The sequence below is a fragment of the Paenibacillus wynnii genome, assembly GCF_030812855.1.
GTDB classification, from domain to species: domain Bacteria; phylum Bacillota; class Bacilli; order Paenibacillales; family Paenibacillaceae; genus Paenibacillus_AQ; species Paenibacillus_AQ wynnii_A.
This window is the reverse complement of the sequence record NZ_JAUSTK010000053.1, coordinates 1-14,866: the sequence shown is the minus strand read 5'-3', so window position 1 is coordinate 14,866 and position 14,866 is coordinate 1. Positions and strand designations below refer to the sequence as shown.

Genomic DNA, 14,866 nt, shown 5'->3' with positions numbered 1-14,866 from the left:
TTGCACTTTTACATCTCATTTGGCGGATTGCACCATCTGAGGGCGATTCAATTGCACTTTTACATCTCAATTAGCGGAATGCACCATCCGAGGGCGATTCAATTGCACTTTTACATCTCAATTAGCGGAATGCACCATCCGAGGGCAATTTAATTGCACTTTTACATCTCAATTAGCGGAATGCACCATCCGAGGGCAATTCAATTGCACTTTTACATCTCATTTGGCGGATTGCACCTCTGAGGGCGATTCAATTGCACTTTTACATCTCATTTGGCGGATTGCACCATCTGAGGGCGATTCAATTGCACTTTTACATCTCAATTAGCGGAATGCACCATCCGAGGGCAATTCAATTGCACTTTTACATCTCATTTGGCGGAATGCACCATCCGACGGCGATTCGACGGCGATTCGACGGAATTCATTTTTATAACGTCGACGCTCAGCCGCAGGTACCACATCTTCTAGAGTCTATTTTATTATCCTGGGTTGCATTTACCGTGTCCACTTATTAGTCTAGTCCAATCTGTCCGTTTCCGGACAGGTTCTCTCGAGATGGAGCCATATTTTTAAGAAAAACTTTATATTTGCCCTGCTTTTTTTTAACTATTTTTCTCTATCCTGAATGTATGAGGAACAGGCGCTAAGGAGGAAATAGTGGATGAAGAAGTGGGGCTTTTTTATATTTATAGTATTGTTGCTAGGATATGCAGTTATTTTGACAACAGGGTACTTTCAAGAGCAACAAGAGAATACCCTTAAAGACTATGGGGATCAGGGGATCAGTCAGCAAAACTACAAAACGATTAAAATTGTTCCGAAGGATCAAGTGTATCAGGGGAATTTACTGTTGGTTAACAAGGATCACCCGGTCCATCGGGAAGGCGTGAAATTCGATATTGTGAATTTATTTGAACATAAGGATTTGACCCAAGGATATGTATTATTAGATCATAATATCCAGTTGTCCAAGCGAGTAGTGCAGGAATTCCAAAGGATGATCCAGGCTGCCGACCAAGAGGGCGTTAATCATTTTCTAATTAGCAGCGGCTATAGAGACTTCGAGCGGCAAGATGAGCTTTACCGTGAAAAGGGTACAGACTATGCTTTGCCCGCGGGCTACAGCGAACATAACTTGGGGTTATCCCTTGATATAGGCTCTACACAGACGGAGATGAGCAAAGCGGATGAAGGGGAATGGCTGCAAAAAAACGCATGGAAATACGGGTTTATTTTGCGATATCCCAAGAATAAAGTTGAACTCACAGGTATTCAGTATGAACCGTGGCACTTTCGATATGTCGGGTTGCCTCATAGTGCCATCATGCAGGACAACAATCTGGTGATGGAGCAATATTCCGATTTCCTGAAAGAAAATAGGAGGCTTTCCACCATTGTGGAGGGTGAAGAGTACCACGTGTATTATTATTCGATGTCACAAGACATCCTTAGAGTACCGGAAAACGGCCAATATGAAATATCAGGAAATAATACGAATGGCATTATTGTGACTGTGAAAAATTGAAGTACATAAAAGAGAAAGGGGGGGTACTAGTGAAATATACTACATCTTTGAAAAAGATAGTTACGGCTGTAGGGTTTGTTATCTATCTGTATGCATTGATTAAGCTGATTCTATTTAAGTGGGGTTCTGTTGACATCCATTTCTTGCTCTATCAACTGAAGCATACCTTACAATATCCTAATCATATCTTTGATCGTCCAGGCAACTTTACCCCTTTCAAGGAAATCTTAAGAGGGATTGACAGCTTGTCTATTTCTAATCCATTTTCGTCTATGAACCTGATAGGCAATGTTCTGGCCTTTATTCCACTGGGTATCTTCATACCTAAGCTTTTTAGATCGGGAGAGGCGTTATTCATAAAGGTATTTCTGTTCTCCTTGGCTCTAAGCTTATGCTTTGAAGTGACCCAGTTGCTTCTGTTTATGGGCACCTTCGATGTGGATGACCTTATCCTGAATACTTCGGGTGGAATTGTAGGTTACATTGCATTGAGAATTCATAATTCTTCAGTAAAATACCTTGCTATGAAGTAGATCGAGCGCACGCTCGATTTCTTGCAGTTCTTCCTCTGAAATCTTTTCCATATGTTTGATGAAACGGGATTCAATGCGCTGGAAAGCCTCGCCCATCATCGCCGCCCCTTTTTCGGAAAGTCTAATATATTGTTTGCGTCGATCTTCGTCATCGGTTACTTTTTCAATGAATTGTTTCTCGCCTAATTTTCTTAGCTCACGACTCGTATTCGGCATAGACATGAGCATACACTCACTGATTTCACTTAGGGTGACCGGCTGACTAACTGCAATATATTCAACAATTTTATATTGAACAGGCGTAAGCGCTTCGGATTTCACATCTTTGGTCAGCTCATTCGTCATTTGATGAACGGCAGCCGAAAAGGCTACGAATTTTTGGAACAGAGTATGGTTGTTCATAGTATCACCTCAAGTCAAACGATAGCAAAATAATTATCATAAAACAATTATCATTTGACAACTAATAGTTAAGCGTGCTACCCTTTGCTTATCAAATGATAAGTAAATTGGGGGCCTTAAAAATGAAGATGCTGATCGTTTATACTCATCCGAATCATCAGAGCTTAAGTTATGCATTTTTGCAGGAAGTCATCCGGGGTAGTGGGGAGAATACGGCTGTTGAAGAGGTTCGGGTATTGGATTTATATGAGGAAGGATTCAACCCCCTACTAGTCTTTAATGAAACGAAACGCAGGAGAGATATGCACAAGGACCCGGAGTTAGCTCGGTATCGTGATCAGCTGATATGGGCGGACAAGATTGTGTTTGTGTATCCGATTTGGTGGGGACGTCCTCCCGCTATGCTTATGGGTTATATAGACCAAATGTTTTCTTCCGGATTTGCGTATAAGGATACGGGAAAAATGTTGCCGGAGGGGCTTTTGAAGGGGAAATCAGTAGTCTGTATCTCCAGTATGAAGGGACCTGCCCTTTATCCGCTGTTCTGGCTGAATAACGCACACAAGACCTTAATGCGAAGAGCACTTTTTAGTTATGTGGGTATCAAACAAGTCAAATTCTTTGAATTTGGCGGTATGGAGAGTCCTCGGGGTAAGCACAAGGAAAAATTGAATAAGGTCTATCATTATTTCAAAAAGGTGAACTGAAACTAAAAAGCCCCATTGCTGGGGCTATCCTTACTTACGATAGATGAACATAAAACGTGGTGGACTCGCCGATCACACTTTTAGCGTAAATTTTTCCTTTGTGCTGCTCGATAATGGATTTAGCAATAGCTAGACCTAGGCCATATCCCCCTTGCTTCCGGGCTCTGGATGCATCCGTACGGTAAAATCGGTCAAAGATCCTAGTCAGATGTTCCGCAGCAATGCCCTCCCCGGTATTGGTTACCGATAGAATTACATCGTTCTGCTGCTTTTTCAGAGATAGGGTGAGGGAACCTTTAGGGTTGGCATATTTGACGGCGTTATCCAACAGGATCATGACGACCTGCCTGATTTGTTCGCTGTTTCCAAGCACAGTCAAGTGAGGCTCAATATCGTAATCTAGCTGAATATGTTTCTCGAATATTACGGCTTCCATAGTCAAAATGATATCCTCAACCGTGTCGCTTATATTGAATTTCGAAAAGATCATATTTGCCTTGGAGTCATCCATTTGGGTCAGGTACAGAAGGTCGTTGGTTAGTTTTGTCATTCTTTCAGTTTCCGATTTGATATAGTACAGCCACTTTGACTGATTAAGAATCGTGTCCTCGCTATTGGATAATAGCACATCTGTATTGGTGTTAATGATGGCTAGAGGCGTCTTGAGTTCATGGGAGGCATCGGCAATAAACTGCTTTTGTTTATCAAAAGCTTCCTTGACCGGCGTGATGGAACGATTCGCAAAGAACCGGCTAGTGAAGAATAGGGCAATCAGCATCACCGATCCTACAAAAGCGAAGGTGTAAATAAGGTTCGTTAAAATATCCTGCTGGTCGGTGACGTCAAGGAATACAAACATGTACCCCGCATCCGTTGGCTGAACGTTAAAAGTCCAGTGACTCCCATCCAAGTTAAACTGACCAGTGTCCTTGTTCATTGATACTGCTTCCTGCAGTGCAAGCTCATAAATTTCATTGTCGATATCAAATTTGGAGTTTTTGTCGATAAGGACCCAGTCCTTATCGGTCTGAACCGTGAAGAATACCGACCGATCCGGCGGATTTTTCCCGTTGTCCATAGGGTTATCTTCATCCGTTTCGGGTGAGGTTGGCTCGATTGAGCGCGGGTGATCGAAATTGCCAGGGAATTTCTGATTAGAATCTGTTAATCTATGCAACTCCATATCGATATCTCTCCGCACATCCTGATAGGTAATCATGTATATGGAGACAAAGGCGACAAGCATCATCACAGAAATAGTGGCTAGGTTAACAATAAGAAATCGATTTCTAAGCTTAGTGAACATCAGCTTGTCACCTCTAGTACATACCCAACCCCGCGGAGCGTGCTAATACGTACCGCCGAATTCAGGAAGGTCAGCTTTTTTCGCAAAAAAGAAATGTACACTTCCACATTGTTGTGTTCCACCTCGGAATCAAAACCCCATAGTTTCTCAATAATCTGTTCTTTAGAGGTTACCGCCTGTTTCCTCAATATCAGCAGCTCTAGCAGCTCACTCTCTTTCAAGTTCAGCTTCATTTCCTTTCCGTTAATGGAGAGCCGCAGATTGGCTGTATTAAGCTCTATATCTCCGAACTTTAGACCCTCATCGGGTACAACCTCACCTTTACGCCTTAATGCTGCTCTTATTCTTGCCAACAGCTCTTCCGACGAAAAAGGTTTGGCGATATAGTCATCAGCTCCATGATCTAGACCTGTCACCATATCGGTGATTTCCCCTTTTGCGGTAAGAAAAATTACGGGCGTGGACAGACCCTCATTCCGAATCTTCTTCAGCACGCTGAACCCATCCATTTCAGGCATCATAATGTCGAGCAGCAGCAAATCATATATACCGCTTAACGCATAATCGAGACCGGATCTGCCGTCATGTACAGCATCTACGGAGTAGTTATGCTTCTTTAGTATTTGAGTTAAGGCCTCCGCTAGATGAAGCTCATCTTCTACGATTAATATTCTCATGGGTTTGCCATCCTCTATCGTAAATTGTGGATCTGTTATTGAAGTAATTATATCAAGTATACCTTTAGCGAACCTTAATGGGCTGAAGTAATGATTAGAGCCACCTCAATATTTTATGCGGACTGTAAAGCCACTATTGGGGTCTCAAGCTGCATTATCAATGATGAAGTGGACACAGGAGACGCTATTGAATGGAAAACACCTTCTTATAGATAGAACTCCTCTTAATAGAGCCCCTGGTGTCCGCATAACCTCGCAATTGCCCGTTTTTGAACAAATAGGGTCTTCTGAGTCCGTATAGAAATATTATCGCAATGTAAAATCATTTAAGATTCACTAAAGGTTCGGGGGCTAAGCTACAAACATGAGCAAACGAGATCACATTGAAAACATTGAAGAATAGAAAGGATCTGACCCATATGGCTATAGAGGTGTTTAACCGATACGAGAACAAGTACTTGCTTGATCATGAAGCCTATCTAACATTCTACAATAGATTACTGGAGTATATGGAACTGGACGAGTACAACAAGCAGCATGAGTATTATTCCATAAGTAATTTATATTTTGATACACAGAATGATGCTTTAATTCGAAACAGCCTGGCGAAGCCGAAATATAAAGAAAAACTGCGCCTAAGAGCTTACGGTGTTCCGAATCAGGATGCGAAGGTGTATCTGGAAATCAAGAAAAAGGTATTCGGACTGGTCAATAAAAGAAGAACGGCGCTCCAATTGAATGAAGCCTATGATTTTGTCCGTACCGGAATCGAACCTGAGTTCAAGGGTTACATGAATAAACAGGTCATCAATGAAATTACGTATTTCCTGAAACGTTATGAATTGCAACCTAAAGTGTACCTGGCTTATGAAAGAAAAGCACTCTTCTGTAAACAAAACCGAGACCTCAGAATTACCTTCGACACCAATATTAGAAGCAGACGGTATGATCTTAAGCTGGAAAATGGAGACCACGGAGAACCTCTGGTGGAGGATGGCCAATGGTTGATGGAAGTGAAAGCAGAGAAGACGGTTCCGTTGTGGTTGTCGAAAATGCTGTCCGAACACGAAATGTTCCGTACAAGCTTTTCCAAGTACGGTAATGAATACAGAAAGATGCTGAACAACAGCAAAATTGAAAGGGAGAGTGTCATCTATGCTTGATTCAATCTTCAACACTACTTTAACAAATACAGACTTAAGTTTAACCCATGCAATCATAACCATCCTTTTATCCATCGTATTAGGCGGCATCATCAGCTTCACTTACATGAAGACCAACCCCAATTCATATTCTCAAAGCTTCACCTTGACTATGGTTTTGCTGCCGGTGATTGTGGCGATCATCATTCTTTTAATCGGCAGCAATATCGCAAGAGCCTTCAGCCTTGCCGGAGCTTTCTCCATCATTCGGTTTAGAAGCGCGCCAGGCGATCCCAAAGATATTACTTTTGTCTTGTTCACCATGGCCTCCGGACTTGCATGCGGAGTTGGATCCTTCGGTTACGCCGTATTGTTTACAATCATCCTGTGTGTGCTCATGTTCATCCTTAACCACTTTAACTTTGGCGTGAGAAAAACATTACAGAGAATGCTTAAAGTGACGATTCCAGAGAATTTGGGATATGACGAAGCCTTCGATGAGATTTTTAAAAAATATAATATTGGATATGAACTTAAAAAGATTAGAACGACAGAGCTCGGCAGCTTGTATGAACTGGTATATGCCGTTTCGATGGATGAGCTTACGAACCAGAAGGAATTTCTAGATGATATCCGTTGCAGAAACGGCAATCTGGACATCTCGCTAACGATGAGTCCTACCTCAACTGATTATTAAACATAAATAACTGAAGGGATAGATGAGATATGAAGAAGTTAATAACAGGAAGTAAATTAAGTAAATTATCGATGGTGTTCATGTGTGCAGCCTTAATCGCTGCTTGTGGAAATACATCTGAGGGACAGACGGTTGAGGCGACCACAGCAACTACGACAGAGCAGAGCGCAGCAGTCGCCGTAGATGGACAACAAGTCAGTATGAAGCTGTCCGATTTAGTGACCTTTGATGAAGATGATCAAGCTACAGATTGGAGTACAGAGAATCCGGTTCTTATTACACTAAATGGAACAAACGCCAGCATTGAAGGTTCCGGGGCTGAAGCAAAGGACGGATCGGTGACGATCACAGCAGCGGGAACCTATGTCCTTAGCGGAAAGCTCTCCGAGGGTCAGGTTGTCGTAGATGTTCAGGATGAAGGAAACGTTCGATTGGTGTTGAACGGCGTGGATATTCATGATAGCGACAGCGCTCCGATCTACATCAAAGAAGCAAAAAATGCGATGATTACATTGCAAGAGGGAACAGAGAATGTTGTTACCGATGGGAAAATCTACGTGCTCGCGGATGCTTCAACAGATGAGCCCAATGCAGCTATTTTCAGTAAGTCAGATCTAACGATTAATGGAACAGGTAAACTGTCGGTTCTTGCGAACTACAACAACGGAATAACAAGTAAAGACGACCTGAAGATCATAGAAGGAACTATCGATGTTCAGGCCGCGGATGACGGGATTTTGGGACGGGATATGGTGGCCGTTGCAGACGGAAATATCACGATTGTCTCAGCAGGTGATGGGATCAAAGCAACCAATGACACCGATGCTGCTAAAGGATTTGTTGCTATAGCAGGTGGAACGTTTGATGTGAAGGCTGGTGCCGATGGTATCCAGGCGGCGACCTCCGTATTGATTGATGGCGGGACCTATACCATGGTTACTGGCGGTGGCAATCAGAACGGTGAAGTGAAAGTGGAAGAGAGAGGGCAAGGCGGTCCATGGGGCGGCGATACAGCCCAGTCCAGCACTGACACAGAAATTGAAACGGAAGTAACGGAATCACAAAGTGCGAAGGGTGTGAAAGCTACAGGGAACATTGTGTTTAATAACGGAACCTTTACAATTGATTCTGCAGATGATGCCATTCACAGTAACGGAAGCGTAGTTGTATCTGGCGGAGAACTTGGTATTGCATCTGGCGATGACGGATTACATGCAGGTACCTCGTTAACGATTTCCGGCGGAAAAGTCGATATCACCAAAAGCTATGAAGGAATCGAAGGATCCGTGATCACGATTTCAGGTGGCGAAACTCATGTGGTCGCTTCTGATGACGGAACAAATGCGGCAGGAGGCACAAACAATCTGCTTAATATCACCGGGGGTTACTTAACTGTTAACTCTCTAGGCGATGGATTGGATGCTAACGGATCCCTCTCCATGTCCGGCGGCACCGTGGTTGTGAGCGGTCCTACCGGCAGCGGAAATGGCACATTGGACTATGACGGTACTTTCGAGATGACCGGCGGAACGTTAGCGGCGGCGGGGAGTTCGGGAATGGCCCAAGCACCATCAGACACTTCAAGCCAATTCTCGATCCTTATGAGTTTTCCTCAGACTCAGAAGGCTGGAACTTTAGTTCATCTTGAAGACAGTGAAGGAAACAATATCATGACCTTTGCCCCTGCCAAGGATTATCAAACGGTTGTGATCAGCTCGCCGGATCTGAAGATGGATGGGTCTTACATCCTTTACTCAGGAGGCACATCCACTGGCAGTGAAGTCAGCGGGTATTATGCGGATGGAGAATACTCTGGCGGCACGAAGGTGACCGAGTTCGAGATTACAAAAAGCGTGACCTGGTTGAACGAATCGGGTGTAACGACCGAAGTGAGCAATAATTTTGGACCAGGCGGTGGAGGCGGGGGAGGCGGTAGAGCCAAAGGCGTAAGACCCGATGGTGGTGTAAGACCTGACGGTGTAATGCCTGACGGTGTAACTCCTGATGGAGCAGCCCCTGATGCTGTAGACCCTGATGGTGTCTAAGTAACGAAGAGCGAATGTAGTACCAAATTTAAGTGAATTGCCGGCCAACCTTCAGGGGGTGTCTCAGCAGCCATGCGAATGGTTACTGGGTCACCCCTCTGTATTTTAGAAGGGTTGAAATTTAATGACTATTGGAGAATTTTCTAGTATAACTAAGGTACAAGCATCAGCTATCCGCAATCATTCTTTAATAAAGGAAAGGGAGCCGATCCTATGAGCCAAGATGTTGTCGCAGAATTTATTGAAGATTTAAAAGAACCCTGGCAAGCCGAGATCTGCAATAAGCTCCTCGAAGTAGTCCGACAAGCAATCCCAGATGTTCAAGAGCGGATACAATACAAGAAACCTCACTTCTTGAAGAACGGTAAATATGCGGCGGTTATCTCAACAGCTAAGGCCGCGGTAAGCTTCACAATCTTTAATGCCACGGAGCTTGATCTGCCTGAGGGTTTATTCGAGGGTCCTCCTGAACGAAAGACTATAAAAATCCGTGAGGGTCAAGAGGTTGAAATGGACGTTTTAACATCACTTTTAAAGGATGCCTCAGCGACTTTATAAATTCAAATTATGAGAAAAAGGAACAGGTCACCGTGCTCAGCGGCAGCCTGTTCCTTTGTTGTTCCTGAGATTATTTTTTTACCATTAAGGGCCGAACTGTTTTTGTAGTCAATACATTTAGAGCATCGCGAACGTCTCTTGCAAAAACCAATGGTTTCGCCACCTTTTCGAAGTGGATGTACCAAATGTTGGGGTTGGTGAATAACCAGTGGTTATGGAGGGCGGTTACTTTTATCCCGTGTTTGCGAAGACGTGAAATAAACGGATTAATTTCAGCAGTCAGAATAACCGTCTCGCCCAGATTCAGGGCTCTTCCGTCACGGCCAATGCTTTCAAACGAAAAAGCTTGTGGAATCGTTAAAAAGGATCTTGAGTTTTTACCTAATATTCTAGGTTTAATATTATTTCTGACCGAGGAAGCCGTACAAACCCCATTAATAATCTGCGGGGTAGCTCTTAAAATGGTTGCATATTGTCTGCAGAGTGGACTGATTGCCATTTTCCCAACACCTCCATATATGAATCTACCATCATAATATGAGGGTGGGGCAATTTAGGTAGGGCATTTCATAGAGAGGATATGCCTCTTTTAAGCTTCTTCATCCTCCTCAGGCACAATCACCTCGATATGACGCGGCAGAATACTGAGCTCGAGATGTTCTTTGCGGTGTTCATGATAAAATGAATATATTATCATAACAGGGACAGTAGCTTATCTATTAAAGGGGTTGCGGGCACGATGAGTCTTGATCAATATTATTCTATAGGTCAAGTGGCAAGGATCTGCTCGATATCTATTCAAACTTTGCGCTACTACGATAAAATCGGATTGATAATTCCCAACTATACGGACAAATTGACTGGCTATCGTTATTATTCAAATCGTGACCTGCTGTATATTAAGATCGTTCAGGATATGAAGGTGCTGCATTTTACATCGATTGAACAACGAACGGCTCGATTCCTTATGCTTCAGGAATTAGGAGGGGGTCTGAAAGACCTTGATGTGCTTGTGGAATTGAAACGGTTCCCCGACCGACAAATCATATCTGACAGAGGCCGGTATGCCTGCGGAATGGAACCTTCGATCGTAAAATTCACCGAGTTGTTCAGCAGGGTGGATGCTATCGGGGGAAACCCGGGTCACATCATGACCATATACCATGAGAACTTCATGACCTTTGACCGTATGGAATCCGACCTGGAATACTGTATCATTCTTAACCCTGCAGGCCCGGATACCGTGGATACTCGCATCATACCTGAGGGTGATTATATTACCGCCCTTTATTGCGGAATTCCTAACGATATATCCTGCAAACGGATTTATAGTAAACTGCTGCAATGGATCGAGGAGAATGGATACGTTGAAAATGGCGCCTCTATTGAACATTATATCGTTGATATGACACAAATGATGAAGCCCGAGGAGTTCATTGTCGAGCTTCAGGTTCCTGTAATCAAAGCATTGACCCTATAGTTACTATAGGGTTTATTTTGTTATTATCCAGTATTTAATGAGGGGGATAATAATGAATTTAATTTTAGGAACAGGTCCGTTAGGAATGGCTGTAATGAGGGAGCTTGTTGCTCGGGAGGAACCTGTTAAAATGATTAGCTTCAGCGGAACGGCAGCTGTTCCGAAGGGGAAAGATTGCACGGTAATGGGTAATCCAGATAAGAAGCATACGTACACCTTTATTGATGATTTTGGAAAAGCACTCGTTGTGCTTAGTCAACACGAGGATGCCTTTGGAGAGGTATGGCATGTACCGAATGCGGAGACAGTCGCAAGTTTTCGGAACGGTTTGGGATGACTGCAACGCCTTTAGAATATGCCTTAGAAAAAACTTTGTGATTTGTACCCTAATCCCTACTGTGGATATTCAGAATGCTGTTTGTTAGATGCATCAAACATTTGACATTAATCAAACGATCATTTAACATTGGCCTCATGAGACATAAAGATGAAAACAAAAACGAGGCTATTTTTGAAGCCACCATTCAACTACTAAATGAAATAGGACTGTCTGACATTTCGATGTCTAAAATCGCCAAGCGGGCCAATGTCTCATCGGCAACGATCTACGTGTATTTTGAGAACAAGGAGGATATGCTGGGTAAATTATATGTCAAGGTGAAAGAGAAGCTGAGCAGACACATGATGGTGGGTATTGATGATACTTTGCCAGCACAAGAAGTATGCGAAAGATTCATGAGAAATTCCATGCAGTTTATCATGGAGAATAAGGACTACTTTTTGTTTCTCGAGCAGTTCTCAACCTCTCCATTGATCGATAAGCTGGAGCTTGAAGATACTGCAACGATGTTCAATTCATTATTTGAATTTGTAGAGAAAGGGATACAGGATGGACAACTAAAGCCATTGCCTACAGTCTTCCTGCTAACCTATTGCTACTTTCCTGTTACACAGTTAGCCAGAGCCCATTTCAAGGGCCAATTCCAAGCGGATGAGGAAAATTTGCAGCAAATTATACGTATGAGCTGGGATGCCATCAAAGCCTAAAGAGAAAGGCGACATTTCGTTCAAAATCGAACGAAATGTCGCCTTTCTTAATTTTTGTTTATGGAAGCACATTACCTGCCGCACGATAGATAGCATACCAATCTTCGCGTGTCAGGTGAACATCGCCTGCTTTGATGCAATCCTTCAAACGTTCGATATTCATCGTACCGATAACCGGTTGCATGTGTGCGGGATGGCGCAAGAGCCATGAGATAGCAATTGTTGTGTTGCTAACCTCATATTTGCTGGCGATTTCATCGATTTTTTGATTCAATTCCGGGAACTTGTCGCTTCCAAGGAATACGCCTTCAAAGAATCCATATTGGAAAGGTGACCATGGCTGAATCGTGATATCATTCAGTCTGCAATAATCCAGGATCAGACCGTCACGGTTCACAGCGGCTTCATTCTCCATATTTACATTGAATCCTTGAGAGATCATGTTAGCGTTAGTGATGCTCAATTGCAGCTGGTTGGCAACAAGCGGCTGCTTAACTGCTTTCTTCAGCAGCTGGATCTGCATTGGAGTCTGATTCGAAACACCGAAATGACGTACTTTTCCCGAGCTTTCAAGGATATCAAAAGCTTCAGCTACTTCCTCCGGTTCTACCAATGTATCGGGACGGTGCAGAAGAAGAATATCTAGATAATCGGTCTTTAGCCGCTTCAAGATGCCGTCTACTGAATCTAGAATATGTTCTTTGGAGAAGTCGAACATCCCTTGCCGAATACCGCACTTGGATTGCAGAATGATTTTTTCACGAATATTGTTATCCATATGAATGGCATCGGCGAAGATTTCCTCGCAAGCTCCGGCACCGTATATATCCGCATGGTCAAAGAAATTTGCACCCTCATCCAGCGCAGTTTGGATAAATTGCTCCGCCTCACCTTTTTCCAGTGAATTAATGCGCATACAACCGACTGCAATAACCGGAACCTCCAAAGTGCTGGTTCCTAGTTTCATTGTCCTCATGATGAATGTCCTCCTTAGTATTGGGTAACCTGACTTGCTGGGTCTCGCATGTAGAGATAGGGTTTTGTTGAACACTCCCGCCACCTGTAGAGGTGGAGGATTCTTGGGTAGTTGCTTCCAATGAAGCAGAGTTATGATAATTCGATTTCCAAAAATGGAAAATCGAATCCCAAGCGATCCCTGTGGTTCCCACAGTTGAGTCTATCCTGCTATATAGCCATTTGTTTAATGTTGTGTGCAGCATTCTCATCCCGATCATGAAGTGCATCACAACATGGACAGGTCCACTGCCGCACCGAAAGGTTTTTCACTTCTTGGTTGATGAAGCCGCACACATGGCACGTTTGACTGGTGGGGGCGAAGGTGTCAGCCATCTTAACCGTCCGTCCGTACCCACTCGCCTTGTATGTAATTTGGCGTTCGAACTCGCCCCAGGACGCATCGGCAATCGATTTCGCCAGCTTATGATTTTTGAGCATATTCGCTACACGAAGATTTTCAATGCTGATCGTTTGGTTTTCACGGATCAGCCTGGTGGTGAGTTGGTGCAAAAAATCATGGCGACCGTTCGCAATCTTCTCGTGGATTTGGGCAACCTTCTGCTTGGCTTTCAACCAATTGGAGCCGCCTTTCGTGCGACGAGCCATGCGGCGTTGCCAGAAGGCTAACTTCTTCTCGTAGTGGCGAAACCACTTTGGATTGGCCTCACGTAATCCATCGGTGCAGACCGCAAACTCCTTGAGTCCAAGGTCTATGCCAATTTCCTTGTTGTTCTGCGGCAGGGGATGTATGTCAACTTCACAGACAATGGATGCAAAATACTTACCAGCCGCATTTCGTCGCACCATGGCAGAAAGGATACGTCCCTCTAAGGCTCTGGAGTTGGCAAACCGAACCCAACTGAGCTTCGGGAGCTTAAGTTTGTTTTCTTTAATTGCAATGTTGCCGTTGGTCTGTTTCGTGGTATAGCTTTGCACGGGATGCTTTCGGCTTTTAAAGCGTGGAGCCTGATTCTGTTTTTTAAAGAACCGATCAAAGCTATCTGCTACGTGTCGAACGGCGGATTGCAAAGCGATACTATCCACCGTTTTGAGCCAAACATCTGATGGATGAGTTGCTGTTGTTCCTTTGTCGGATAGATTCGGTACTTATAGGCTTTATGGACACGTTTTTGTGTACCAAAATCTGGATCCGATTCCAGCATGCCACACACCTTCTTTCAAATGGGTTATAGGGATATTTTAGCACATATGTTCGGCTTCTTAACTGCCGATTCATCCCCAACCTATAGAGGTAGGGGTGTTCTTGGCTTTTATTGATAAATGTAGAGGTATTCAGGAAAAAGTATAACTGAATTCAGAGTCTTTCGTAAGTGCTGAAAAATTATATAGTAAGTAAAAGAAATGTAACTGGGCACCGCGCCATTCATATATTTATCCTGATATAAAAGGGTCATCTCGCAAGGATTGTGGTAACTGGAGGAAGTTCAAACACGTATTGGTTTTCAAAAAGAGATGTAATATAAAATCAATAACATTTTACGTAAAGATTATCCTCAATTGGATTTTTTGAAGAAATAGATACGGTGTCCTAAATAGTTACATAGAGGGAACGAGTAATTCACCAAAACTGTAAAACTTATCAGCTTCAAGGTTATCCTAATGGATAACCTCTTTTTAGTGCGCCACGCATGGCGACTAACTAGGTGGTGAAAGTCCACTGTGGGGGTCTGTAGTTACCAACCACTAGCCAAGAGCAAGGGTGTCCA

Annotated in this window: 14 protein-coding genes and 2 pseudogenes; 10 read left to right on the top strand and 6 right to left on the bottom strand. The window is 43.5% G+C overall.

Annotation, left to right across the window (positions count from 1 at the left end; genetic code table 11):
- Positions 1–664: 664 nt before the first annotated feature.
- Together J2T20_RS25490 and J2T20_RS25485 are read left to right on the top strand one after the other, a co-directional pair.
- Positions 665–1,328, top strand: a pseudogene (locus J2T20_RS25490) (M15 family metallopeptidase); the annotation flags it as partial.
- A 229-nt stretch (positions 1,329–1,557) separates the two neighbouring features.
- Positions 1,558–2,061, top strand: a complete 504-nt coding sequence (locus J2T20_RS25485) for a VanZ family protein (protein ID WP_307592785.1) — start codon at positions 1,558–1,560, stop codon at positions 2,059–2,061.
- Here the strand turns inward: J2T20_RS25485 and J2T20_RS25480 are convergent.
- Positions 2,035–2,463 (bottom strand): MarR family winged helix-turn-helix transcriptional regulator, encoded by a 429-nt coding sequence (locus J2T20_RS25480; RefSeq protein WP_307592783.1) that lies wholly within the window; start codon positions 2,461–2,463, stop codon positions 2,035–2,037. The two genes, J2T20_RS25485 and J2T20_RS25480, sit on opposite strands and share 27 nt — an antisense overlap.
- 122 nt (positions 2,464–2,585) lie before the next feature.
- Between J2T20_RS25480 and J2T20_RS25475 the strand changes: the two genes are divergently transcribed.
- On the top strand, positions 2,586–3,170 hold the full coding sequence (locus J2T20_RS25475) for an NAD(P)H-dependent oxidoreductase (RefSeq protein WP_307592781.1): 585 nt from the start codon (positions 2,586–2,588) through the stop codon (positions 3,168–3,170).
- 34 nt (positions 3,171–3,204) lie between these two features.
- On the opposite strand, the gene J2T20_RS25470 is transcribed toward J2T20_RS25475, so the two are convergent.
- Both J2T20_RS25470 and J2T20_RS25465 read right to left on the bottom strand, forming a co-directional pair.
- A complete protein-coding gene (locus tag J2T20_RS25470) occupies positions 3,205–4,476 on the bottom strand; it encodes a sensor histidine kinase (protein ID WP_307592779.1) in 1,272 nt (423 codons plus the stop codon).
- Positions 4,476–5,153 (bottom strand): response regulator transcription factor, encoded by a 678-nt coding sequence (locus J2T20_RS25465; RefSeq protein ID WP_307592777.1) that lies wholly within the window; start codon positions 5,151–5,153, stop codon positions 4,476–4,478. The genes J2T20_RS25470 and J2T20_RS25465 overlap by 1 nt, the downstream gene beginning before the upstream one ends.
- Positions 5,154–5,572: 419 nt before the next feature.
- Between J2T20_RS25465 and J2T20_RS25460 the strand changes: the two genes are divergently transcribed.
- From J2T20_RS25460 to J2T20_RS25445, 4 genes are all read left to right on the top strand, one after another.
- The gene (locus J2T20_RS25460; RefSeq protein WP_307592776.1) at positions 5,573–6,316 is read left to right on the top strand and encodes a polyphosphate polymerase domain-containing protein; all 744 of its coding nucleotides are present in this window, start codon (positions 5,573–5,575) and stop codon (positions 6,314–6,316) included.
- Positions 6,309–6,992, top strand: coding sequence for a DUF4956 domain-containing protein (locus J2T20_RS25455; protein ID WP_307592774.1), 684 nt, complete (start codon positions 6,309–6,311; stop codon positions 6,990–6,992). Before J2T20_RS25460 ends, J2T20_RS25455 begins: the two co-directional genes overlap by 8 nt.
- Before the next feature lie 29 nt (positions 6,993–7,021).
- On the top strand, positions 7,022–9,037 hold the full coding sequence (locus tag J2T20_RS25450) for a carbohydrate-binding domain-containing protein (protein WP_307592771.1): 2,016 nt from the start codon (positions 7,022–7,024) through the stop codon (positions 9,035–9,037).
- Positions 9,038–9,250: 213 nt separating this feature from the next.
- Positions 9,251–9,595 carry a DUF1801 domain-containing protein gene (locus tag J2T20_RS25445; RefSeq protein ID WP_307592770.1) on the top strand — a complete coding sequence of 115 codons (345 nt, stop codon included), beginning with the start codon at positions 9,251–9,253 and terminating at the stop codon, positions 9,593–9,595.
- 70 nt (positions 9,596–9,665) lie between these two features.
- Here J2T20_RS25445 and J2T20_RS25440 read toward each other — a convergent pair whose 3' ends face one another.
- A complete protein-coding gene (locus J2T20_RS25440) occupies positions 9,666–10,094 on the bottom strand; it encodes a DUF1259 domain-containing protein (protein ID WP_307592769.1) in 429 nt (142 codons plus the stop codon).
- A 240-nt stretch (positions 10,095–10,334) separates the two neighbouring features.
- Here J2T20_RS25440 and J2T20_RS25435 point away from each other — a divergent pair, with 240 nt between their 5' ends.
- The 3 genes from J2T20_RS25435 to J2T20_RS25425 all read left to right on the top strand — a co-directional run bounded on the left by J2T20_RS25435 (position 10,335) and on the right by J2T20_RS25425 (position 12,122).
- On the top strand, positions 10,335–11,075 hold the full coding sequence (locus tag J2T20_RS25435; RefSeq protein WP_307592767.1) for a MerR family transcriptional regulator: 741 nt from the start codon (positions 10,335–10,337) through the stop codon (positions 11,073–11,075).
- A gap of 52 nt (positions 11,076–11,127) precedes the next feature.
- On the top strand, positions 11,128–11,412 hold the full coding sequence (locus tag J2T20_RS25430; protein ID WP_307592765.1) for a hypothetical protein: 285 nt from the start codon (positions 11,128–11,130) through the stop codon (positions 11,410–11,412).
- Between the two features lie 74 nt (positions 11,413–11,486).
- Complete coding sequence (locus J2T20_RS25425; RefSeq protein ID WP_307592763.1) at positions 11,487–12,122, top strand: TetR/AcrR family transcriptional regulator; 636 nt, start codon at positions 11,487–11,489, stop codon at positions 12,120–12,122.
- A 58-nt stretch (positions 12,123–12,180) separates the two neighbouring features.
- On the opposite strand, the gene J2T20_RS25420 is transcribed toward J2T20_RS25425, so the two are convergent.
- Both J2T20_RS25420 and tnpB read right to left on the bottom strand, forming a co-directional pair.
- Positions 12,181–13,098, bottom strand: a complete 918-nt coding sequence (locus tag J2T20_RS25420) for an aldo/keto reductase (protein ID WP_307592761.1) — start codon at positions 13,096–13,098, stop codon at positions 12,181–12,183.
- A gap of 209 nt (positions 13,099–13,307) precedes the next feature.
- Positions 13,308–14,302, bottom strand: a pseudogene (gene tnpB, locus J2T20_RS25415) (IS200/IS605 family element RNA-guided endonuclease TnpB).
- Positions 14,303–14,866 lie beyond the last annotated feature (564 nt).

What these genes read in the sequence shown, in the direction of transcription:
- J2T20_RS25480 (WP_307592783.1), bottom strand. Translation starts at nt 2,463, where the DNA reads ATGAACAACCATACTCTGTTCCAAAAATTCGTAGCCTTTTCGGCTGCC.
- J2T20_RS25475 (WP_307592781.1), top strand. Translation starts at nt 2,586, where the DNA reads ATGAAGATGCTGATCGTTTATACTCATCCGAATCATCAGAGCTTAAGT.
- J2T20_RS25470 (WP_307592779.1), bottom strand. Translation starts at nt 4,476, where the DNA reads ATGTTCACTAAGCTTAGAAATCGATTTCTTATTGTTAACCTAGCCACT.
- J2T20_RS25465 (WP_307592777.1), bottom strand. Translation starts at nt 5,153, where the DNA reads ATGAGAATATTAATCGTAGAAGATGAGCTTCATCTAGCGGAGGCCTTA.
- J2T20_RS25460 (WP_307592776.1), top strand. Translation starts at nt 5,573, where the DNA reads ATGGCTATAGAGGTGTTTAACCGATACGAGAACAAGTACTTGCTTGAT.
- J2T20_RS25455 (WP_307592774.1), top strand. Translation starts at nt 6,309, where the DNA reads ATGCTTGATTCAATCTTCAACACTACTTTAACAAATACAGACTTAAGT.
- J2T20_RS25450 (WP_307592771.1), top strand. Translation starts at nt 7,022, where the DNA reads ATGAAGAAGTTAATAACAGGAAGTAAATTAAGTAAATTATCGATGGTG.
- J2T20_RS25445 (WP_307592770.1), top strand. Translation starts at nt 9,251, where the DNA reads ATGAGCCAAGATGTTGTCGCAGAATTTATTGAAGATTTAAAAGAACCC.
- J2T20_RS25440 (WP_307592769.1), bottom strand. Translation starts at nt 10,094, where the DNA reads ATGGCAATCAGTCCACTCTGCAGACAATATGCAACCATTTTAAGAGCT.
- J2T20_RS25435 (WP_307592767.1), top strand. Translation starts at nt 10,335, where the DNA reads ATGAGTCTTGATCAATATTATTCTATAGGTCAAGTGGCAAGGATCTGC.
- J2T20_RS25430 (WP_307592765.1), top strand. Translation starts at nt 11,128, where the DNA reads ATGAATTTAATTTTAGGAACAGGTCCGTTAGGAATGGCTGTAATGAGG.
- J2T20_RS25425 (WP_307592763.1), top strand. Translation starts at nt 11,487, where the DNA reads ATGCTGTTTGTTAGATGCATCAAACATTTGACATTAATCAAACGATCA.
- J2T20_RS25420 (WP_307592761.1), bottom strand. Translation starts at nt 13,098, where the DNA reads ATGAGGACAATGAAACTAGGAACCAGCACTTTGGAGGTTCCGGTTATT.